Genomic DNA, 22633 nt, shown 5'->3' on the forward strand with positions numbered 1-22633 from the left:
ATAAAAAGACAGAACTATGAAAACACTGAAATACGCCTGGCGTTTCTTGATACGCTCCAAGTCATATACAATTATTAATGTAGTCGGACTGGCACTCAGCCTGGCGTGCACCATCATATTAGTACGCTACATTCACCGTGAGTTGCAAGTGAACACGCACTGCACGGATGCTGAAAATGTGTATATTCCAATTCGTGACATTGACAGCAATGTATTCCCCGGTAGCGTAAGCGAAGACAGTGGTGCGGATACCATCTATTTTTTGCCTGAAGCCATTAAAGAAAGAAGCTACTTCATGACACTTAGCAATGACAATGTGAACATAGACGAAAGACCCTATGCGATCCAGATGTTAGTGGCAGATACAACATTCTTCCATTTCTTTCATTATCCCCTGAAAGGCAAACAAATGAAAGCGCCCGAAGAGGCTCTCATCACACGTCAATTCGCCAAGCGTGTATTCGGAGAGAAAGATCCTATCGGGCAGACTATGGAATATTCGGGAGACAAGCACCTTACCATTTGCGGTATATTGGACGAACCGCCCTGCAAGTCGTCATTGACATTTGATGTCGTGGTAAACATCGATCTTAAATCACGAAGAGAGTGGAGCAGAATGTATGTAGAACTTTTACGTTTCATGCCGGGAGTCGATGTAGATGCCATCAATGCCGCCAGTAACGTTTACCGTCAGGCGCCGGATGGATTCAAAATACGATATAATTTTCTTCCTGTCAGCCAACTCTATTGGAACAAGGAACTGGCTGCCGCAGGTAATGATTCGGAAATATGGCATTATAGCAGTCGCTCACATATACTGATACTTATGGGTGTATGCATGCTATTACTATTGGCGGGAATATTGAACTTTGTAAATATATACTTGGTTTTCATGCTGAAACGTTCCAAGGAATATGGTATAAAGAAGGTTTTTGGTGTGCAAGGGCGCGCTCTTTTCCTGCAATTGTGGTTGGAGAATGCACTCATGATATCCATAGCGTTATTGCTGGCCTGGTTCTTCATTGAAATATTTTCCGAATATGCCAACTGCTTATTGGAGAGCGACATTCCCTATACGGCATTCGACTGGCAGCTGTCAATAGGAGTCCTTATTCTCTTGCCACTGCTCACCACTATTTATCCCTATATCAAGTACAATTACCTACCACCTATCGTATCCATACGTACCATCGGATCATCGCGTCAATCCGTTGCCACACGTACCGTCTTTTTATTCATTCAATACAGCATCACTCTCTTGCTCATTATTCTGTCTTTGTATTTCAGCAGCCATCTTCGCTTTCTGCAAAACACTCCTCCGGGATTTCAGACCCAAGGTATACTGTATGCCAACTTAGTTCCTACCTCTCAAAGCTGGACCTCCGAAAGCGAACAAGAGAGACGGCAACGCTGGCAGAATGCCCAAAGTATTCAGCAGAAGTTGAATGAATGCCCATTCATACAGAAATGGTTCTGCGGAGATCCTGCACAAAGTGGAGTGCTGGGAAGCGGAAGTACTTCTACTCTCATAAATGACAAGGATGTTAAGTTGAACATGATGCTGATGTGGGTACCGGTTGATTTCTTCAACCTGTATAATCTGCAATTGGCAGATGGCTCATTGCCCGATAAAATAGAAGGGCACGGTAAGTATATGGTAGCCATGAATGAATCGGCCATGAAAGCCTTCGGTTATACGCGAGGGGAAGATGCTTTCGTAAGGGGAGAGCAGGCACTTTGGATATCCATGGGGACGGATGGCAATATAGTAGAAGGTGGTAAATCTCTGATGCCTGTAGAAGCTGTAATCAAAGATTATTATACCGGTCATCTCACAGCCGGAAAGAAGCCTGTGGTGTATATGATAACCCCCAATAGTGTCGGCTCGCAATACCAGATTGCATGCATACCCGGAAAAGAAAAGGAACTGATGACTTATTTGAAAAATGCCAGACAAGAGGTATTTAATACTGAAGAATTTGATCATCGATGGCTGGATGAGGATATACAAACTTTGTATCGTGAGGATCGCCGTGTAGCAACCGTGTTTACACTGTTTGCCGCCATCTCTATTTTTGTCTCGGCATTGGGATTATTCGGGCTTTCCTTATTCGACATCCGCCAACGCTACCGCGAGATAGCCATCCGTAAAGTGAATGGGGCACAACTGAGAAACCTGTATTCCATTCTATTCCGTAAGTATATATGGGTAATAGCTGGTGCGGTATTGCTGACCATACCTTTATCTTATTATCTGATATACATCTATACACGGGATTTTGTGGTGAAAGCTCCGCTCAGTATATTCATCTACCTGATTGCTATATTAGTGGTGGCAGGCATTTCATTAGGCACATTGCTCTGGCAAGTTAATAAAGCAACCCGCATCAATCCGGCAACAATTATGAAAGCAGAATAGGAGGTTAGTTATGATACACCATTATTTTAAAATAGCATATCGGAATCTACTGAAATACAGAACACAAAGTATTATCAGTATCATCGGACTGGCAATCGGTCTGACATGTTTTGCATTGTCTACGTTCTGGGTGCAATATGAGATGAGTTATGATGACTTCCATAAGGATGCAGAACGCATTTATTTTGTACGAATGAATAATTGCCACTTTGGAGGGCACTACTCTGACTTTGTGCCCTATGCGTTGGGGAATTATCTAAAAACAACCTACACTGAAATAGAAGATTTCTGTGCATCAGGTCAAAATACTCTATTCATTAAAAATGGGAAACAGCTTACGGAATATCCGATGTTAATGCCTGATACAACTTTCATCCGTATGATGGATATAAAAGTTCTGGAAGGTGACAACCAATTCTTTTTATCAACATCACCGGAAAAGGGTGGGATAGCCATTACAGAAAAAGCTGCCCAAGAGTTGTTCGGTACTACCAAAGTGATTGGAGAGACCATAACAGACAATAATCGTCGGCATGAATATCGCATAAGCGCCATTGTCAGCGATTGGGGAGAGCATTCTAACTTTAAATATGCTTTTATGGGGCGTATCAATAATGATACTTCATGGGATAACGCCAATTACAGGATGCTGATAAAAATAAAGCCCGGCACAAATGTGGATGTACTTTTAGAAAAAATGAATCAGCACTTTCCGGATGAACTCAAAAAGAACAGCTATGGAGTAACCGGATATACACGTTTCTATTTGGAGCCCATTACCTCACTGCGCTATGCGGATGAATTTATTCGTGGAGATGGACAGATTGTGCAGTTCCGTTACATTGTTTATTTCTCCATAACAGGAGTGCTTATCATTCTGTGCGCATTGATCAACTACTTAACGATTTATATCGACTGTTTTCGCTCGCGTAAACGGGAAATAGCACTACGCAAAGTAAATGGAGCATCCGAATGTTCGTTATTGGCATTACTCAGTACGGACTTTCTATTTACTATTCTATTGGCTTCACTCTTAGGAATGTTTTTCGTGGAATTACTCAAACCCTGGTTCCTGCAATATTCCATGATTGTCGATACAGATATATCCATTTATGGGAATTGCATATTATACGTCGCAGGTATGTCAGTATTGGCTTTTATAGTGGCGCTGTGTTCTGTTTACCTATTCCGCCGTCACTCATTGCAGAATACACTGCATAGTACTCAAGTGAATATAATGGGACGTATATGCCGTAAAGGAAGCATTGTAATACAGCTTGTCGTTTGCCTTGCATTTATACTTTGTACTGTCATAATGCAAATGCAACTTTATCATTTGCGTAATGTAGATATGGGAATGGATTATCAAAACCGTGCTTCCCTGGGCATCTGGATGAATGTGGACATGAATGTATGGGCAGAGAAAGTAAAAGCATTACCCATGGTGACTGAAGTTGTACGGCCTGTTTACTGGCCACTCATCAGTATGGGTTCTTATTCAGCTTTTGAGGTAGATTCCTGGGACGGATTGAATGGGACAACTGAAAATCCAATCGGCATAGATGAGATTATGGCAGGAGAGGAATTCTTCAAATTCTATAACATGCAACTGGTAGCAGGAGAATGGATCTCGGATAAGTCGGATGTTCGTGAAGTCAATATCATGGAAACAACAGCCCGCACTATGGGATGGACACCTGAAGAATCCATCGGTAAACACATCTTTTATTGCAATAAAGAGGTGGAACCTATGACTGTGATCGGAGTCATAAAAGACTGTGCATACAGATCTCCTACCAAAGACCTGCCTCATACTGTATTTGTCAATACCAATAAATCACAGTGGATGTGGCCGCGTTGCTTTGTCCTCTTCAAGTATAAATCGGGAACCTGGGAAGAATGTCGTCGTCGCATCGAGGAAATGCAGCAAGCTGAACTTCCCGACCGCAAATTATTTCTGGACAGCGAAGAAGAAAGATATAATAAGTATCTGCAATCAGAAGATGCATTATCCGGTCTATTGGGTTTCTCCGCAATTGTTTGTATCCTGATATCTATATTCGGCATATATTCATTGGTATCATTGACATGCGAACAACGTCGGAAAGAAATAGCTATCCGCAAAGTAAATGGAGCTACCATCAGCAATATCCTGAGCATCTTCTTTAAAGAATACGCACTGCTATTGATTGTATCTTCACTGATAGCTTTCCCTGCCGGGTATACTATTATGAAGCACTGGATAGAGACGTACAATCGGCAGGTAAGTATAGGAGCAACACCGTTCATCCTCATTTTTGCAGGTATAGCAATGGTTATCACCATAAGTATCGGCTGGCGCGTATGGCAGGCAGCACGGCAAAATCCGGCGGAAGTGATAAAAAGTGAATAAAATAAGGAGTGCCATATGAAACAGATTATCAACACCTTGTTTAAATTCAAAGCATACACACTTATCAATGTGTTGGGATTAACTTGCAGTTTGGCCTGCGTACTGACCATTACCCGATACATACATCAGGAAAATACCGTAAATCAGTGTTTTCCCGAGTACGAACGCATCTGCCTGGTTAAAGGACTTCCCAGCAATAGAGAGAACTTTTTAGGGGGTTACCGATCGGGATTGGAAAATGACCCTGTCGTAGAAAGATACACAGGAATTTACACAATTTCGGATATGACAATCCTATTTGGAGAATAAGAGGTTAGAGTCAATGCCTTCTCTGTTGACAGTACCTTTTTCAAAATATTTCCATATAAAGTGATAGCTGGAAGTGGAAAAATAAACCGTCCCAAAGATGTTATCATCACCCGTTCTTTCTGGATGAAGAAATTGGGTGGAAGAAATGCCATTGGAGCCACTTTCAAAAATGCGAAAGGAGTTAAATTCGTCATTATAGGGATAGTAGATGACCCCAATACCAAGACATCATGGATGCCTGATATATTTATGTCGGACGAAATAGACGATTTTTTGTTGTATTATCCTACATATGCCATGCTGATGACACCGGGCACAGACATCAAACTGCTGAATAAGAAATACCGGAAAGAACAGCCGCGCGACAAATGGAGTACATATGAGACTATACATTACCAATACTTGCCTTTGAAGGATTTGTACTATGACAAAGAGCACGGAAAAGAAAACAAAGTCTACAGATATGGTAATAAAAGCTATATCCGGGTATTGATGGCAGTGGCTTTCCTGGTAGGTATCATCGGACTGCTGAACTTCATTAATATCTATACCGTAATCATGTCCAAACGTTCAAAAGAGTTTGGCATAAAGAAAGTGTTTGGTGCAGGCAGAGCAGAAATTTTCCTGCAAATTTATGCTGAGAATATTCTATTGACGAGCACAGTATCTGTTATCGTACTTTTGGGATTACCGTTGCTGACAACAATCTATCCTTTCCTGAAATACATGCACACATGATGTGATAACCTGCCGGATGCATGTAGATAAATTCGGTGAATATAAAGTAAGTAAAGATGAGGGATTGGAAGAAGGCAAAAATGCAGTGGAAAAGTAGACATTTAGTAGATAAACGAATGAGTGAAAGCACACTTTTGGAGCATTGGAGCAAGGGACGCGGCTTGTTGCTTACTAGCTTTCATTTTGAAAATTTTGCACTCAACAGAGCCGAAAACGGTTTCCATCCGGCATTAAGTACATGTTTGACAAGCCACGACATATCCATGTATGATTTACAACTTGTGGAAAGACGTCTATGGAATGACTCCATAGACGAAGCATTCACCATCAATAGTTTCAAGGTAATTATCAATGAGACAGCTAAAAGAGTATATGGAATAAAAGACATTACAAAAGGCAAACTACAACCCGAAACTACCTACTTCGCTTCAAGTCAATTGCCGAATTTCTACAATCCGTCCTGCGAAATTGTAGGTGTCATAAAGGATCTCAATATCAGGCACCTTTCACTATTTACACAGCCTGTTGTTATCTATTATGACGACACGAGCATTGGTAGAGTATATACTGTCACTGCTTCGTATAAGCACGAGAATCGGGCTAAAGTCATTGAATTTCTACGCAACGTGTATAAGGAGTCAACTGGAAGAACTGATTTTGAATATACTTTGATAGAAGATGAGCTTGAAAAAATATATCGTGAAGACCGTCAAGTGGTCAACATCTACACCCTTTTTGCCGGAGTCGCCATTTTTATATCTTCTTTGGGGTTATTATCAATTTCATTATTCGATATACGACAACGATATCGCGAGATTGGTTTGCGTGAAGTGAATGGGGCGCAAGCAACGGATATTTATCCCTTGCTCATCAAACAGTATCTTTCGGTACTGGCAGTAGCAACCTTGATATCCATACCGGTTTCAGGGGAGCCATCGCACTATATCTGCAAGATTTTGCGCACAAAGCTCCTGTTACATTCGATTTATTTGCCATAGCCGTCATTATTACAGCCATCATCTCTTTACTGATTATTATTGGCAAATTCATAAAGCTGCAAATGTTAATCCGGCAGAAGTAGTAAAAACAGAATGAGTAATAAGAATCAGAAGCAACCTTAAATGATAACTCCATTTACACACCGAGGTAAAGGTGTTTACAATAAGAGGTAAAGACCGTTACAATAGGGAGTAAAGACCGTTACATCCAGCAGTAAATGCTTTTACCATGTTATGTAAATAGAATGTAAATGCAATGCACTGATAACTAAAGAGCTAAGCAAAAAGGCTTATCACCAAAATACGTAACTGAATGATAATTATCTTCTGTTGCGCATATAGTCTAAGAAGCTTTCGTTCTAATTATACTTTATAGTTTTAATATACTATTTGTGCGAATGTGCACTATTTTTGTGCAATATAGCACACTCAAACAATGTTTTCAAAACAAGTATTCATCTATAATACAAGCAATTATCTCTTTGGCACAAGATTTGAACCTTAATATTAAAAAGAAACTCATTATAATATATAATCCCGCAAATAACATCAAAAGTAAATAGACAGCAAACAAACATTTAAGCTATGATACAACATTATTTTAAGATAGCGTTTCGTAATATACTGAAATATAAAACACAAAGTATTATTAGTATCCTTGGCCTGGCAGTCGGCTTTACCTGCTTTGCCCTTGCCAACTTGTGGATACATTATGAAATGACGTATGATGCTTACCATGAAGGAGCAGACCGGATGTATATCCTATGCAAAGAAAGCGTATTTGGAGTAAACGGGTACTCCACTTCCATACCATACCCGGCATCAACTGTGCTGAAAAACGATTTCCCTGAAGTAGAAGCAGCATGTGCCTATACCAGATGGGGACAAAAAACAGATGTTAAAGCAGACGGCAGCACTGCAGAAGTATATGAAATGCAGGCAGACTCATGTTTTATGAATATGTTCAATATATCCATTCTATCAGGAAGTATGGACTTTATATATTCAGATGATAAAATAGCTTTAACAGAAGATATAGCTATACGTTTGTTTGGTTCTACGGATGTACTGGGTAAAGAAGTTAAAAACTACAACGACGACACAAAAACGGTTTGCGCCATCCTCTCAAATCTTAATCACAGTAATCTGACATTCGGTTGCTGGGGACAAGGAGAATACTTCCGCCGTTGGCAGAATGATTGGAATAATGGAAGCTTCGAAATCATTATCAAATTGCGTAAAGGAACAGATCCGATAGCATTTCAAAAGAAACTTGCTGCGCACGAAATAAAAGCCGATCCAAGAGATCCTTACAGAGTGTTTGAAAGTATTCGGCTAATTCCACTCGACGAGTATCATTATTCATCAATTAACAGAAACAAGTCTTTTCAATTCTATTATCTGATACTGTTTTCCGTAGCCGGAGCTTTGGTAATTCTTTGTTCTCTCTTCAATTATATCTCTCTGTTCATTACTCGCATGAGAATACGTAGCCGCGAGATAGAACTGCGTAAAGTATGCGGTTCCTCCATCGGAGGCGTATTTATTCTACTTTTTATAGAGTATTTGTACATCATATTACTATCCGGCGTATTGGGTATGGCTTTGGTTGAGATGGCCTTACCTGCCTTTAAAAAGATGTCCGGTGTATCTGGAAATATTTATGGAGAATCACTGCTTTATTTTGTGGGAATTCTCTTACTGTCTTTGCTTCTGTTAGTGCCATTCGCCATCAGACGGTCGCACATCCGGAATGCCAGAAATAAGTATATGCTCCATAAAGCGAGCATTGCATTCCAGTTAGCGATAGGGCTTCTTGTCACATTCTGTATAATAGTGCTGATGAAGCAAATCTATTTTCTTACGAATACAGATTTAGGATGGGAAAGAAAGGGCATAGCTTCCATCAATCTTTTATATCCGGATAAAGATTTTGAAGCCATTGCTGATAAGATAAAGCAATTCTCATGTACAAAAGAAGTCATATCCGGACATTGCTGTTTATTGCCTCAGACATCAGGCTTTTCACAAACTTTCGATAATTGGGACGGAAAAGAAAATGCAGCGAAAAGTATAGATATGCTATGTCTATGGAACTGTGAAAAGACTGTATCTTTTTACAATCTGAAACTGCTGGAAGGGGAAATGGTGAAGCCAACGGAAACGGGCAAAATAATGATTAACGAATCGGCTGCAAAAGCACTTGGAATGAATGATCCGGTAGGAAAGAAACTTTATCAGAAGAATAGGACATGGACCATTATAGGTATAATTAAAGACTTTCACATCACAACTCCGACAGAGCCGGTACAGCCCTATACTTTAGTTGCAGAGGATATTCTTAAAAGCTTGGGATTTTCTTTTGGAAAAGGGCAAATCTTAATCAAATTTCATGATGGCAAATGGAAGGAGCTGAAACAACAGATCGACAGTCTATTCAGCCAAGAGTATCCGGAAGTGAGATATAGATTGTTCAATACAGAAGAAGAATATGCCGGGTATCTGAAATCCGAAAATGCCTTGATGAAATTATTGAGTTTTATCGCTGCCGTCTGCATAATCATTGCTGCTTTCGGAATTTTTTCTCTGATCACATTGAGTTGCGAACAAAGACGTAAGGAGATAGCTATACGCAAAGTGAATGGAGCTACAATCTGGGATATTCTTATTATGTTTGTGAAAGAATATATGCTTTTGTTGGTCATTGCTGGCGTCATTGCATTCCCTGTAGGGTATGTGCTGATGAAGTGTTGGCTTGAAAACTATGTAGAACGGACAGTTATCAGTGCCTGGATATATTTTGCTATATTCGGTGGCATAATGATCGTTATTTTTGCATGCATCGGCTGGCGGGTATGGCAGGCAGCGCGGCAGAATCCGGCAGAAGTGATAAAAAGTGAATAATAGAAAAATCAAAGACATGATACAGCATTATTGCAAGATAGCGTTTCGTAATATACTGAAATACAAGACACAGAGTATTATTAGTATTATAGGTCTGGCGGTAGGATTCACTTGCTTCGCACTCTCAAATCTGTGGATACACTACGAAATTACGTATGACAAATTCTATGAAGGTGTGGAACGAACTCATTTGCTTTACCAGGAATCCACTTTCAATGAATCAACATTCAGTACATACAGTTCATATATGTTGGCTACTACACTCCGGCAAGAATTTCCGGAAGTAGAAGCTGTGTGTGCAGTTTACCAGAACGAAACAGAACTGAAAACCAAGGAGGGGAAAAATGCAAAAGTTAATTGCATGTATGCTGACTCTACATTTTTAGAGATGTTCCGCCCTAGCTCCATATTATCTGGAAGTATGGAATTTCTTTATTCTGATAATAAAATTGCACTAACAGAAGAGACTGCGATGTCATTGTTCGGTTCAACTGAAGTCTTGGGACAAGAGATCGAAATTGGAAATGCATCTAAGACAGTCTGTGCTATTCTGAAAAATGTAGAGAAACATAGTAATCTCTATTTTGCTGCATGGACAATGTCATCACAATTTCAAAAAGTAAAAAGCGAATGGGGAGTACATAGATTTCAAACCTACGTTCGGCTACGTAAAGGAGTAGATGCTATATCATTTCAGGAAAAAATGAAAAACTACGAATCCGGAAACCAATGGTATTCCAAACCTTTCGAAAAATATAAGATAATTCCATTAACCCAGTACCCTTACTCTGCCATTAATGAAAAGCTGGCCCTTAAATTTAATTATTTAGTACTTTTCTCCATAGCAAGCGGCATGATTATACTTTGCGCATTGTTCAACTATCTTTCCTTGTTTATCACCCGTATGCGCACGCGGAACAGGGAAATTGAATTAAGAAAAGTATGTGGTTCATCCATTCGAAATTTATTCATACTTTTGGGGACCGAATATTTATTTGTGCTGCTTTTATCCGGCCTTGTAGGGATGACACTCATTGAATTATCACTTCCGAAATTCAGAGAACTATCAGAAATTAATGGAGATATTTATGGAGAATCATTCCTCTATTTTACAGGCATCCTTTTCATATCCTATATCCTATTAATACCTTTTATTGTCCGCCGATACCACAGACAATCCGGCAGTCTGTTCCGATTCCGCAAATGTAGTATAGCATTCCAATTGATAATATGTATCTTATTTATCTTTTGCGTAAGCATTCTTATGAAGCAACTCAATCATCTGGCAAATGGTGACATTGGTTGGGAAAGAAAGAATACAGCAGTATTAAGACAATATGTTTCTCCGGAATCTTACGCTGCCGCCAGTGCCGAAATAGATAAGATGCCATGTATTGTAGAGACACTGAAGGGATGTGAATCCTTGTTTCCAAGATATAGTACACTAACTTATAGTACAGATAGCTGGGAAGGAAAGAAAAGTACGGATAAGGCAGATAGAATAGATATCACCTGCATAAGAGAAGGGAGGGAATTTATCAATTTCTACAACCTGAAACTAATAGAAGGTGAAATGCTAAAACCGGATGATGCAGATAAGGCTATCATCAACGAGACTTGTGCAAGAAGATTAGGCTTAGATGATCCGATAGGTAAGAAAATCAATATTCACCAAGGAGTTACAATTGTCGGGATCGTCAAAGACTTCCATATCACAGCACCTACAATTCCGGCAGCACCTACTTTATTCTGCAATAAAGGAGGTTTGGGAGGTTCCGGTTCCGATGCCAACTATGGTGATATCTTGATAAAATATCGGGCAGGAACATGGGATGATCTTAAAAAGCGAGTAGATGATGTATATGCCAAAATCTCAACTGGCAGTAATGAATATCATTCTCTTCTCAATATAGAAGAGGAGTACTCTAAGTTCCTGAAATCCGAAACGTTATTATTGAAGCTGCTTGGCTTTGCCTCAATTATTTGCGTACTCATTGCCGCTTTCGGAATATTCTCTTTCATTACGCTAAGTTGCGAGCAGCGGCGCAAAGAAATAGCCATCCGCAAAGTAAACGGAGCATCTGTAAAAGAAATACTTGCCATGTTTGTAAAAGAGTATTTTATATTACTCGTTGCAGCATCAGTGATAGCATTTCCTATAGGATACGCTTTGATGAAAAAATGGTTGGAAAGCTATATAGAACAAACAGCAATCAGTGTATGGATATATCTGGCTATATTTAGTGGGATAGGTTTACTTATTCTGTTATGTATCGGTTGGCGCGTATGGCAGGCTGCACGGCAGAATCCGGCGGAAGTGATAAAGAGTGAATAGATGGTGCGTATTCGCACTATTTATGTGCAGTATAGCACACTTATTAAGTATCAATATAATGCATATATCTCTAGCATACAAACCATTACAACTTTGGCATAGGATTTGAAAACTTATTATCAAAATGAATATACTATGTACAAGAATATACTTTTATCACTTAATCAAAATAATAGCAACTAATACACCATGATACTCCATTATTTCAAAATAGCATTCAGAAACTTGTGTAAGCATAAGACACAAAATATCATTTCCATCATCGGATTGGCAGTAGGTTTGCTCTGCTTCTGTGTCTGCATATATTGCAGTCGCTTTGTAGAAAGCACAGACCATTGTTTTGCTAATCATGATCGCATAGCAGAATTAAACCTCTATGACGGTAAGGCAGACAGATATTTTTCCGGTTCTCCGGTTCCTCTAGCCGAAGAATTGCGTACATGGGCTTTGGGAGAAACAGAAGCCATTTCATCCGTAACCTATCCTCGCGAACGCCCTTATTATGTAGAGTTATCTCCGGAAAAGACGCTACCCTATGAGCTTGAAACGATTGAAATAGATACTTGCTACAATAAAATCTTCACTCCGGAAATGGTAGCAGGACATTGGAAAATGGCAAGTCAGTCTCTTAACTCCGTTATCCTGAGCCAATCTATGGCCATTAAAATATTCGGTAATGCAGAAAGTGCTATCGGCAAACATATGACTCTCATGAGAAGGCTCAATACTTCTCCTGAAAGCACCCCGAAAACAGGAGGTATCGTCTATACCATTCAAGCAGTAATGAAAGATATCCCTCTGAACAATAGTTTGGATTTTATGCAAAACGTAGATATGCTGACCGTAAACGATAGTGAAGGACTTCTACAAAGTCCCAAACGGCATAACATGACGGGAGCCAATACCTACGTACTGTTATCACCACAAACTACATGTACCGATTTAGAAAAGCAATTCTCAAAAAGAGACTATACTTATACTTTGTATGGCGAAGCTTACACTGTCATTGCCAGTAGTATGGGAGCCAGATTGAAACAACAAGGTGCTTCCTATCTGGGATTAGTTACCGGAATTATAGGTACATTGATATTATTGGTAGGGTTGATCAACTTCTTCCATTTCCTTATCGGTTCTTTCTTCAACCGCACCAAGGAATACAGTATCATGAAAATGATAGGATGCAACTGGAAACAACTTTTCTGTTTACTATTCACACAGTCATTGATCGTCATATCCATATCCTCCATACTGGTATTATCAGGCATAGAATTATTGGGGAATCACATGAATTTCTCTTTGCCGGGCTTTGCAATGACCTTTACCTCTGAAATGCTTTTAATACATGCTCTACAATATATCGCTCTTCTTATCATACTCTGCGTCCTTATATGTTTATCTGTGTCCATTCGTATTCGTCGCATTACCGTGCAAACAGGTATTTATGGAAACAATAAACGCAGAGGTAAGCAATGGGGACGTAACCTTATGCTGGGTATCCAGTTCTTTATTTGCTGGATATTTGCATCCCTGACGGCCGCTTTATATCTTCAAGCAGAGAAAACGACCAATAGTTTAATCCATACGCTAAGTCAAAAAGAAAAGTCGGAGATTCTTAGTATTCCCCTGGACTATCCCTTTATGAAGAACGAGGAAAAGTTGGCGTTGATAGAGCGTTTTAAACAACATGCCGGAGTGAAAGAAATCCTGTTATCAGATATCGGTTATATGCAAGGAATGTCGGGCAATGGGTTAACAACCGAAAAGGGAAATAAGAACTCTTGGATTGATATTAGTATCATGGCTGTACCCTCCAATTTCTTCTCTTTCATGAATATTCCCATAGAACAAGGAAGACTTCCTCAAACGAAAAATGAAATTGTAGTGGATAAAATCTGGCAGGAGATGCAGAAGAAAGATATAATCGGTATGAACTTGTATAGCGCTAATACCGACTACACAATCTGCGGAATATCCGCACCTTTTCAGGCCGATGTATATAACCGAAGTAGTGGATATGCTTTCCTGCCTTATGATTCTTCAGTCTACATAGGCCATTGTTACATAAAGAGTCATCCGGACCAGCAAAAGGAAGTAGCCCGATGGATTGAGAAAGTCTACCGCGAGATGCTTCCTGAAAATATAACTTATCAGGCTAAAACGTTCCTGGATGATATCCATGTTTCGCAGGCTCTTGAGTGCAATCTGAAAGACATCATTTTGTTCTTTGCAGTTATCAGCATTATTATCACACTATTAGGTGTGTACTCCAGCATCACGCTCGATACAGAACGACGTCAGAAAGAAGTTGCTATCCGTAAAGTAAATGGGGCAGATGTTCCGCAGATTATCCTGTTGTTTGCCCGCCTGTATATTATCTTGTTATCGTGTAGTGCCATCGTTGCATTCCCGCTTGTATATGTTGTATTGATGTTATGGAAGCAAATGTATACGGTATTCTTTGACTGCGGTCTGCTTTTCTGGCTCTGCATATTCTTGATTGTTACTTTTATTACAGGCTTTACAATACTTTTCCGTATCTTGCGGATAGCAAAAACTAATCCGGCGGAAGTGATTAAAAACGAATAAGAACAATGGTATTACATTATTTGAAAGTTGCTCTACGAAATCTGCTGAAGTACAAGACTCACAGTTTCATTTCCGCCCTCTGCCTGGCAGTGGGAATCGTATGCTATACCATTGTATGCTTTTTCATGCAGGAATGGGCCAAACTTGAAAACTTACCTGACAGCGAGCGACGGATAAGAATAACAGTCAACCAGAAACAAAGTCCTTTTTTTCGAACTAGTGAAATAAAGCGACTGGAAGAGCAATCTATCAGTGGTTTAGAATGCCTGACCATACAATCCTTTAACAATTCTACGGAAATAGAAGTCATTGATAACGAGCAACGTAACTTACCTTTTCTGATAGGCTATAGAGGGGTTAACAGTAACTTTTTCTCCTATAACAACAGAAAATTGCTACATGGCAGCCGACTTCCCAAAGTACCTGATGAAGTGGTATTATCCCATAAATTTGCGAGCAAAGCGTACGGTACTGCAAATCCCATTGGAACAACCATACGCCTTGCTAACCCACAAAGTATAGCGGAAAATACAATACAGAGCTTTAAAGTCGTGAATGTAGTGGAAGATAACGGACTGCAAGACCCCAAAGTCGATTGTTATTTCTCCTATGAAATCATGACTTATGACGCCTTGAGTGTACAAGGTTATCTATCACCTAAGGCAACTATGGAAATGCTAAACAATAGTCTACAGTCCATAACGTGGCAACGGAATGAGGACACCGTACACCCTTACGCCGCGTTCAGTATGCGGCAGGACAAAGAACTGACAATGGTGCAGTTTCTGATACTATTCATAGCCTCACTTATCCTGGTTTCAGGGCTGATTAATTTCCTTAAGTTCATCATTCAGATGTTCTATAATCGTCAGCGTGAAGTGGCGCTTCGCAAATGTATGGGATCCGAGATAAAAGGACTGTTCCTGCTCCTTTTTGCTGAAGTATTTTGGATGATGTCCACCGCATTTCTTTTATCTCTGTTTTTAACGGAACTCATGATAAATCTTGCGGAAATATACATTCCAAGCCATGATATGCCCGATTTACCCTTGTCATCTATCTACGTTGTACAGTTTCAAATATATATTGCACTTCTGATGATATGTATGCTCGTAATATGGTTTCCTATCCGCCGTTTACGGCAAGTGAGCATAATCAGCCAAATCAACAATAACCGTAGCCGTCATATTTTCCGTTCAATTATGATGTGGTTGCAGTTAGGTATTGCCATTTTCTTTGTGGGCAGTACACTCGGCGTCAATATGGTGTGGCACGAAGTGTTCGGTCAGGCATACAATCCGCTTACATCCGAAGAAGAAGAAAATATCATTTCCCTGAAGGTGAACAGCCAACGTATGTGGCAGCACATAAACCCTATATTATCTGATATTCAAGCATTGCCGGAGTGTATAGAGACACTGACCATGACAGATGATTTGCAAAGTGGAAATCATTTTATGCGCACCTATAAGAAAGCTGACCAATCGGAGGTCATGATTGACATAGCAATGGGAACTCCGAGTTACTTTAAATTCCTGAACATCCCATTGCAAGGAAAAGAAGTGAATGGAGATGCAGAAGGTACCGTTTATGTCAGTGAGGCCTTCAGACAGCAACTGGATAAGGACAACGTGCAAGACAGAGTAGAGATTGAGGGCCAAAGTTACCGCATCATCGGTACTTTCAAAGAGCTCTATAAAGAAACTCAGGGAAGAGGAACCATCGGTTCGGTATTTTTCCCCAGTAACCATTTCAGGTATTTCTATGTCAAGCTGGCACCGGGTACAAACGCTGCCAAAAGTATCCGGCGCATCACTGATATCTGTCGTAACTACGTACCCATAACCTTGCCTCTTGAAATCCGCTCCCTATCTGATAATAAACAAACGATGATGGGATCAATGTATATGACACAAGTGGCGATGACAATCCTGGCCGTTGTAAGTATACTATTGGTCGTACTGAGCATCTATTCGGCCATCTCCATGGACACAGTCAGCCGACAGAAGGAAATAGCCATTCGTAAAATCAACGGAGCTACCCCATGGATCATTGCCGGCATATTCGGTAAAGCTTATCTGGTGATTTTCCTGCTGGCTTTTGCGGTTGCTTATCCTTTAGTACGACTGATGCTGCTATCAATAGGCGAAGGTACAGTGAAATGTATACAAGGCTGGGATTGGGGAATTCTGTTATTCTTCAGTGTAGCCTTCATGATATTCCTCACCACCGCATACAAAATTTACCGGATCATGCATATCAATCCGGCCGAGATAATAAAAAACGAATAAACAATATTACTAATTAAAATTATCAGTATTATGATTAAAACAGTAAACCTGCAAAAAATCTTCAAGACAGAAGAAGTGCAGACATGGGCTTTGAACAATGTGAACATCGAAGTGAAAGAAGGTGAGTTCGTCGCAGTCATGGGACCTTCCGGTTGTGGTAAATCTACATTGCTGAATATTCTCGGCTTGCTCGATAATCCTTCGGGCGGAGAATACTACCTCAATGGAAAGGAAGTCTCCAAATACACCGAGGCACAACGTACCAGCCTGCGTAAAGGTGTCATTGGTTTCGTATTCCAAAGCTTCAACCTGATTGACGAACTGAACGTATACGAAAACATCGAACTTCCGTTGCTCTATATGGGCATTCCTTCCGCCGAACGCAAACGTCGCGTGGAAACAGCTATGGAACGTATGGCCATTACACACCGAAGCAAACACTTCCCACAGCAGCTTTCCGGTGGGCAGCAGCAACGTGTTGCCATAGCCCGTGCCGTAGTAGCCAATCCGAAGCTGATCCTTGCCGATGAGCCTACCGGTAATCTGGACTCCAAGAACGGTAAGGAAGTGATGGAACTGCTGAATGAACTGAACAAAGAAGGAACCACCATCGTCATGGTAACCCACTCACAGCACGATGCCGGTTTTGCAGGACGTATCATTAATCTGTTCGACGGACAGGTGGTGACAGAGGTGAGTCTGTAACCCAAATTGTACACATTTTTACTTAAACCCTAAAAGGACGAAATCGGAGATATACTATTTTATTTCGCCCTTTCAGGGCTCAGAGATGGGAATACTTATTACGTAGGGCGATGCCCTACGCTATATGATGTAAGCCTTTCAGGCTTCTGTACTGTAAATGCGAGCCCTTTCAGGTTTCCCGGCACTATATAATGTAAACTCTTCAGGCTTCCTGATAGAGCTAAAACCTATTAATATTATCACTAAAAGAACATGTACATTCTGAAGTTTGTCCTGCGTAGCTGGTGGCGAAATAAATTGTTCGTCACTATTTCTCTTGTCAGTCTGGTTATCGGTATCGCATGCACCAATCTACTGACAGCCTTCGTCCTATACGAATACAACATCGAGTATAACAACCCCAACCGTGACCGTATTCTCCGGCTGACACAAACACTACCTTTCGCACAACAAGAAATGCAGGGAACATTCGTATACCACGAATCTGTCCCCGAAATCATCTCACAATTCCCTGAGATAGAAGCTTCACTACGCACACAAGCTATCACTCATACAAAAATCCGTGTGGGCGACCAAGAATATTCCGAACTGAACCTGCTATCGGCAGACAGCACATTGCCCCAATTTATCCCCATCGAAACCCTTGCAGGAAAAATAGAAGAAGTATTGACTCACCCGGGAACCATCGCCATCAGCCAAGCTTTGGCCGAACGTTGTTTCGGTACCACCGACTGCCTCGGCAAGCTGCTGGATATCCCTCAATCCGGCGAAAGTGCCTACCGTATCGCTGCCGTCTTCCGCCTGCCACCGCAAAGCATGTTGCAGGCAGACTTGCTCACGCATCTAAAAAGTCCCGAAGGAACCACCTGTTCGATACTTCTCAAAGAAGGAGCAGACCTCAACGCCTTTCGCCAACGCTTCGAGACAACCGAGCTTCCCACTTTATTAGGCAAAGGGTATTATCGTACCCAGACTTTACAGGAATCCTATTTTACCACTACCACACAAGATAGCAACCAGTGTATCGAGCATCGGCAAAAGGCCCTGTTAAGCGTCGGACTGCTATCTGCTTTATTAATCTTGTTCATCGGTTGCTTCAACTATATCAATCTCAGTTTTTCACGCTTATTGAAGCAAATACGCACCTTGCACATTGAAAGCCTTTTAGGTGCAAGCCACCGTCAAATCCGTTGGCAACTCTTTGCCGATACTTTCCTGATGGTGATTACAGCGTTCTTGTTATCCATTCTGTTGATGAGCGACCTGTTAGCAGTATTCAATGCAACAATATCCGCGCATCTGTCGTTCTCCTATCTTTTCTCCGTTCAGGTATTCCCTGTTATCCTGCTGTTTGTCATCATTCTATCCGTTGTTCCGGCAGAATACATGAGCCGGAAGATACAGACCTTGTCCGAAAGCCGTTACCGCAGCTTCTTTACAGGTCGTAAGAAACAGCGCATTGTAGCAGCACTGGTCACCTTACAATTCATGATTTCCATCGGACTGCTAAGTGCTTTTATGATCATCCGTAGCCAGATGGACCTGATAGAGCAGGAGGGAAGCCGCTACAAAGGAATCGTTGAGTTTGGAATCGGCGATTCCCGGAAATCCCCTCTATCTACTTGGATAGAAGACATTAAATCCATCCCCGGAGTGAAGTCTGTCGTATCTTCCCAATCAGGCCTTTATACCATGAGTATGGCCGTTCCCCGCCAAAATGGTGAGAAGAATGACCTTCTGATGCTTGAACTTTATGAAAACTGTCCGGACTTCCTGGATATATACGATTTCGACTTGCTGGATGCCAAACAAACATTCCATTTATTACTCCGTACCTCTGTGCCGGTCATCATCAACGAGTCCTTCATTCGCTATCTTGTGCCCGAAGGAGAAGACCCGGTGGGACAACCGATTTCCAAATACGTGCCCGAAAAGAGTGAGAAAGGTACTATTATCGGTGTCATGAAAGATTTCAAGAAATATTCGCTCACAAACAATGTGTTTCCACTGAGAATGATTCTGCACGAAATGCCACAGGATGACTATACCACATTAACCTTACAGTTTGACGAACAAGATCGCACAGCAGTCATCAATCATCTTCGCGGATTATGGGAGAAGAAATATCCCGGTACTCCATTCAATTATGAAGACCCTTATCAGGTACTGATCTCCAATAATCAGGAAGTCACCGACTTTTCCCGCATCCTGCTGATGTATGCATCAATCAGTTTATTCCTCACACTGTTCGGATTGTTCGGCATCACCCATTATGCTATCCAGCAACGTATACGCGAAATAGGAATTCGGAAGATTCACGGTGCATCATTCGGGCAAATAGTATGGCTTGTCAATCGCCCGTTCCTGTACTACATAGGTATAGCGTTTATACTCATTGTACCCCTGGTCTGCTATCCGATGAATTATTGGCTGCAACAATTTGCTTACCATGTGCACATCGGCATCCTTCATATCCTGCTTCCTTTGTTCTTCACTGTCTGCATCACCCTGCTCACAGTATGCTTGAACAGTTATCGGGCAGCAAGAAATAATCCGGTGGATAGTATCAAACACGAATAACCGTATCCCGGTTAATCTCCAGAACCAGAGACTGAAAATCAATCATCGCATTAAATAAAGCGATATGTGAATAGGAGGAAATCTCATCTGACGGAATATCACATTCCGTCAGTACCCCCCGCTCCAACAGCAATGCACGTTTTGTGCCCTTCAATAGGGGAGTCCTCGGTGTATACCAGACTCCCTCTTTTTCTAACGCCACATTAGCAATGGAAGTATCCGTCAAAAGATTGTTTCTGACAATCAATACATCATCCTGATTGCCGCGCAGGGCATACAATGTTTCCAGTTCCTTCCGGTCCGTACTTTTGTAGCGATAATCAATCGTATCCGAACCGACCAACCGGAGCGAACGTACAGTCCTCATTGCATAAGCGGAAAATGCCACTTCACATACTTCTCTGCCATAAACTACCCGGCATTTATAAAAACCGCTTTCAGGACAATCCCCTGTATAATCCAGAATATCCAGTTGATCCGCCATTCCGAAAACCGCCTGTCTCGTCTCATTCATCCTACGGTTGTGATGGGCAAGGTTCTGCAACTTACCGTCATGCACTTGTATCGTTTCAATAAATCGGCACATATATTTTCTGTTTCATTTCTTCATATTCACTGTGGGCGTCACTCTTGAAAGTAATGCCACCACCGCTTTTAAAATACATTCCGTCCGCCTCTTGCTCCACAAAACGTATCATCACGGCACTATCCATATTGTCTCCATCGAAATATCCGGTTATTCCCGTATAGAATCCCCGTTCATATCCTTCAGCTTCACGAATAATCTGCATCGTCTTCTTTTTGGGTGCACCGGTAATAGAACCGGCAGGCAACATACTGAAAAGAATATCACCTAACTGCCGTTTGTAATCTTCTGGAAGTTCACCGCATATCTCCGAACTGGTCTGCAATATCGGTCCTCGATTTGTCTGCAACACATCTATATAGCGATAACGCTCCACCCGGACATGAGATGCCACAATACTCAGATCATTCCTGATCAGATCCACAATCGTAGCATGTTCCGCCGCTTCTTTCCTGTCATTCATCAAGGTTTGTACGGCATCGGGCAGGGTAGCGTCTATCGTACCTTTCATGGGATAAGAGCTGATAATCCCTTTCTTTATCCGAACAAAAATCTCCGGAGAGAAAACTACAAAACGATTCTTTACCCATACTTTATATAAAGCACGGGAGTTACAATATATATCCTTTAAAGTCAGATTGGTTTGTACCGGAGTCCGGCAAGTTAAATTCGTAAGAAAACTGTTTCCGGCAAGAATATTCTTTTTCACATGTCCGAAAGCACTACTGTATTCCAGAAAAGAAACAGGCTGTGAGATCCATTCTATCTGTTCCGGCAAACTCTCCGGAAGCAATTCATCCGTTAAACCGGCAACTGCTTCATTCGTAAATCCATTCAGGTTATATATCAGCTCCTCCGGTGAGACCTCTGCTGTCTCTTCCACATAAACCTGTTCCTGCGAATAATCAATCAGAAAGACAAACGACTTTGAACAGCCTGCCAGCATATTCATGCGTGCGATTGCTTCCTGCTTACTATATAGTTTCATACATCTATTTTCGTTTAGCAGGAAGCAAAGGTAATAAAAAAACTATTTCCGTGCCGCCACTGCCAGCAATACTCCCAGCACAATGCCCAGCAATGCCGCAAACAATACGCGCATATCCGGCGGAAGCATGAAAGTAATGGTGTGTGCAGGATACCAGAAGAACGGGATTGTCTTCTTAAAAACGAAGTTCCATTGAACGTTCCAGTTCAGTCCGGTGATGATTTTCGTCATTGGGATAGGAGTGATAAGACTCTTAATAGAACCGCCGCACATCAGGATATGCGTATCTGTTATTTTATGGAAAGTCATGAATACCGGAGCAAAGATTGTGTTCATTGTTACCGATATGGCCAGCGCCACCAGCACCTTATCGAGAGACATCGCTTCACTTGTAAACGTTGCGGCAGCATTTGCCATTCCCATATACTCCATGAACTGCGGCACACCTTTTGAAAAGATAATCATAGCGGCATTGATACCCATACCGAGTATGCCCCATACCACCATGCGCGGAATAATACCGAACCCCTTCCGGTTGTACACTCCCGCACTGATTCGTAATCCCAGCACTTCGCCCAACGAAGACAGAATGGCAAACTTCAGAAAACTCATCACCATGCCGTGTGCAGCATTGAACGACTTATACCAGTCATAAACCGCGTCACTCAAAAAGAAGGGTAGAAAGACCACCACCACCAGAATAATAAACAGGAAATCTTGCTTTTTCATTGAAAAGACGTGTTTTTCATTAATAATGCGGCAAACATACTAAAAAACTTTCAATATCAAAGCAAGATGATAA

At 41.2% G+C, this 22633-nt stretch carries 14 protein-coding genes and 1 pseudogene; 12 read left to right on the plus strand and 3 right to left on the minus strand.

Features of this window, described 5'->3' with window-relative positions:
* Positions 1-16: 16 nt before the first annotated feature.
* The 12 genes and pseudogenes from DW036_RS12625 (at position 17) to DW036_RS12665 (ending at position 20257) form a co-directional block, all read left to right on the plus strand.
* Positions 17-2419, plus strand: a complete 2403-nt coding sequence (locus tag DW036_RS12625; RefSeq protein ID WP_118464706.1) for an ABC transporter permease — start codon at positions 17-19, stop codon at positions 2417-2419.
* 10 nt (positions 2420-2429) lie between these two features.
* Complete coding sequence (locus DW036_RS12630; RefSeq protein WP_118464707.1) at positions 2430-4811, plus strand: ABC transporter permease; 2382 nt, start codon at positions 2430-2432, stop codon at positions 4809-4811.
* A gap of 15 nt (positions 4812-4826) precedes the next feature.
* Positions 4827-5120 carry a hypothetical protein gene (locus DW036_RS25965; RefSeq protein ID WP_233560418.1) on the plus strand — a complete coding sequence of 98 codons (294 nt, stop codon included), beginning with the start codon at positions 4827-4829 and terminating at the stop codon, positions 5118-5120.
* A gap of 21 nt (positions 5121-5141) precedes the next feature.
* A pseudogene (locus DW036_RS26255) lies at positions 5142-5381 on the plus strand (ABC transporter permease); the annotation flags it as partial.
* A 231-nt stretch (positions 5382-5612) separates the two neighbouring features.
* Positions 5613-5858: an ABC transporter permease gene (locus tag DW036_RS26260; protein ID WP_369906553.1), complete on the plus strand. Its 246-nt coding sequence runs from the start codon at positions 5613-5615 to the stop codon at positions 5856-5858.
* A gap of 56 nt (positions 5859-5914) precedes the next feature.
* Positions 5915-6856, plus strand: coding sequence for an ABC transporter permease (locus tag DW036_RS25975; protein WP_233560422.1), 942 nt, complete (start codon positions 5915-5917; stop codon positions 6854-6856).
* Positions 6857-7441: 585 nt separating this feature from the next.
* Positions 7442-9760, plus strand: coding sequence for an ABC transporter permease (locus tag DW036_RS12640; protein WP_118464708.1), 2319 nt, complete (start codon positions 7442-7444; stop codon positions 9758-9760).
* 16 nt (positions 9761-9776) lie between these two features.
* Positions 9777-12095, plus strand: coding sequence for an ABC transporter permease (locus tag DW036_RS12645; RefSeq protein ID WP_118464709.1), 2319 nt, complete (start codon positions 9777-9779; stop codon positions 12093-12095).
* A 189-nt stretch (positions 12096-12284) separates the two neighbouring features.
* A complete protein-coding gene (locus DW036_RS12650) occupies positions 12285-14681 on the plus strand; it encodes an ABC transporter permease (protein WP_118464710.1) in 2397 nt (798 codons plus the stop codon).
* Between the two features lie 5 nt (positions 14682-14686).
* On the plus strand, positions 14687-16972 hold the full coding sequence (locus DW036_RS12655; RefSeq protein ID WP_118464711.1) for an ABC transporter permease: 2286 nt from the start codon (positions 14687-14689) through the stop codon (positions 16970-16972).
* A gap of 30 nt (positions 16973-17002) precedes the next feature.
* On the plus strand, positions 17003-17677 hold the full coding sequence (locus DW036_RS12660) for an ABC transporter ATP-binding protein (RefSeq protein ID WP_007218531.1): 675 nt from the start codon (positions 17003-17005) through the stop codon (positions 17675-17677).
* 252 nt (positions 17678-17929) lie between these two features.
* Positions 17930-20257, plus strand: coding sequence for an ABC transporter permease (locus DW036_RS12665; RefSeq protein ID WP_118464712.1), 2328 nt, complete (start codon positions 17930-17932; stop codon positions 20255-20257).
* Here the strand turns inward: DW036_RS12665 and DW036_RS12670 are convergent.
* From DW036_RS12670 to DW036_RS12680, 3 genes are read right to left on the minus strand one after another with little or no spacing between them, the layout of a single operon-like run.
* Positions 20244-20843, minus strand: coding sequence for an aminotransferase class IV family protein (locus DW036_RS12670; protein ID WP_118464713.1), 600 nt, complete (start codon positions 20841-20843; stop codon positions 20244-20246). The genes DW036_RS12665 and DW036_RS12670 overlap by 14 nt on opposite strands.
* Positions 20827-21831, minus strand: coding sequence for an aminodeoxychorismate synthase component I (locus DW036_RS12675; RefSeq protein WP_118464714.1), 1005 nt, complete (start codon positions 21829-21831; stop codon positions 20827-20829). The genes DW036_RS12670 and DW036_RS12675 overlap by 17 nt, the downstream gene beginning before the upstream one ends.
* A 42-nt stretch (positions 21832-21873) precedes the next feature.
* Positions 21874-22560 carry a hypothetical protein gene (locus tag DW036_RS12680; RefSeq protein ID WP_007214195.1) on the minus strand — a complete coding sequence of 229 codons (687 nt, stop codon included), beginning with the start codon at positions 22558-22560 and terminating at the stop codon, positions 21874-21876.
* Positions 22561-22633 lie beyond the last annotated feature (73 nt).

It is taken from the genome of Bacteroides sp. AF39-11AC, assembly GCF_003474285.1.
Classification (GTDB): Bacteria; Bacteroidota; Bacteroidia; order Bacteroidales; family Bacteroidaceae; genus Bacteroides.

Excerpts from the sequence above, each read along its gene's own strand:
- DW036_RS12660 (WP_007218531.1), top strand. The coding sequence starts at position 17,003 with ATGATTAAAACAGTAAACCTGCAAAAAATCTTCAAGACAGAAGAAGTG.
- DW036_RS12665 (WP_118464712.1), top strand. The coding sequence starts at position 17,930 with ATGTACATTCTGAAGTTTGTCCTGCGTAGCTGGTGGCGAAATAAATTG.
- DW036_RS12630 (WP_118464707.1), top strand. The coding sequence starts at position 2,430 with ATGATACACCATTATTTTAAAATAGCATATCGGAATCTACTGAAATAC.
- DW036_RS26260 (WP_369906553.1), top strand. The coding sequence starts at position 5,613 with ATGGCAGTGGCTTTCCTGGTAGGTATCATCGGACTGCTGAACTTCATT.
- DW036_RS12650 (WP_118464710.1), top strand. The coding sequence starts at position 12,285 with ATGATACTCCATTATTTCAAAATAGCATTCAGAAACTTGTGTAAGCAT.
- DW036_RS12680 (WP_007214195.1), bottom strand. The coding sequence starts at position 22,560 with ATGAAAAAGCAAGATTTCCTGTTTATTATTCTGGTGGTGGTGGTCTTT.
- DW036_RS12640 (WP_118464708.1), top strand. The coding sequence starts at position 7,442 with ATGATACAACATTATTTTAAGATAGCGTTTCGTAATATACTGAAATAT.
- DW036_RS12670 (WP_118464713.1), bottom strand. The coding sequence starts at position 20,843 with ATGTGCCGATTTATTGAAACGATACAAGTGCATGACGGTAAGTTGCAG.
- DW036_RS25965 (WP_233560418.1), top strand. The coding sequence starts at position 4,827 with ATGAAACAGATTATCAACACCTTGTTTAAATTCAAAGCATACACACTT.
- DW036_RS12675 (WP_118464714.1), bottom strand. The coding sequence starts at position 21,831 with ATGAAACTATATAGTAAGCAGGAAGCAATCGCACGCATGAATATGCTG.
- DW036_RS12645 (WP_118464709.1), top strand. The coding sequence starts at position 9,777 with ATGATACAGCATTATTGCAAGATAGCGTTTCGTAATATACTGAAATAC.
- DW036_RS25975 (WP_233560422.1), top strand. The coding sequence starts at position 5,915 with ATGAGGGATTGGAAGAAGGCAAAAATGCAGTGGAAAAGTAGACATTTA.
- DW036_RS12655 (WP_118464711.1), top strand. The coding sequence starts at position 14,687 with ATGGTATTACATTATTTGAAAGTTGCTCTACGAAATCTGCTGAAGTAC.
- DW036_RS12625 (WP_118464706.1), top strand. The coding sequence starts at position 17 with ATGAAAACACTGAAATACGCCTGGCGTTTCTTGATACGCTCCAAGTCA.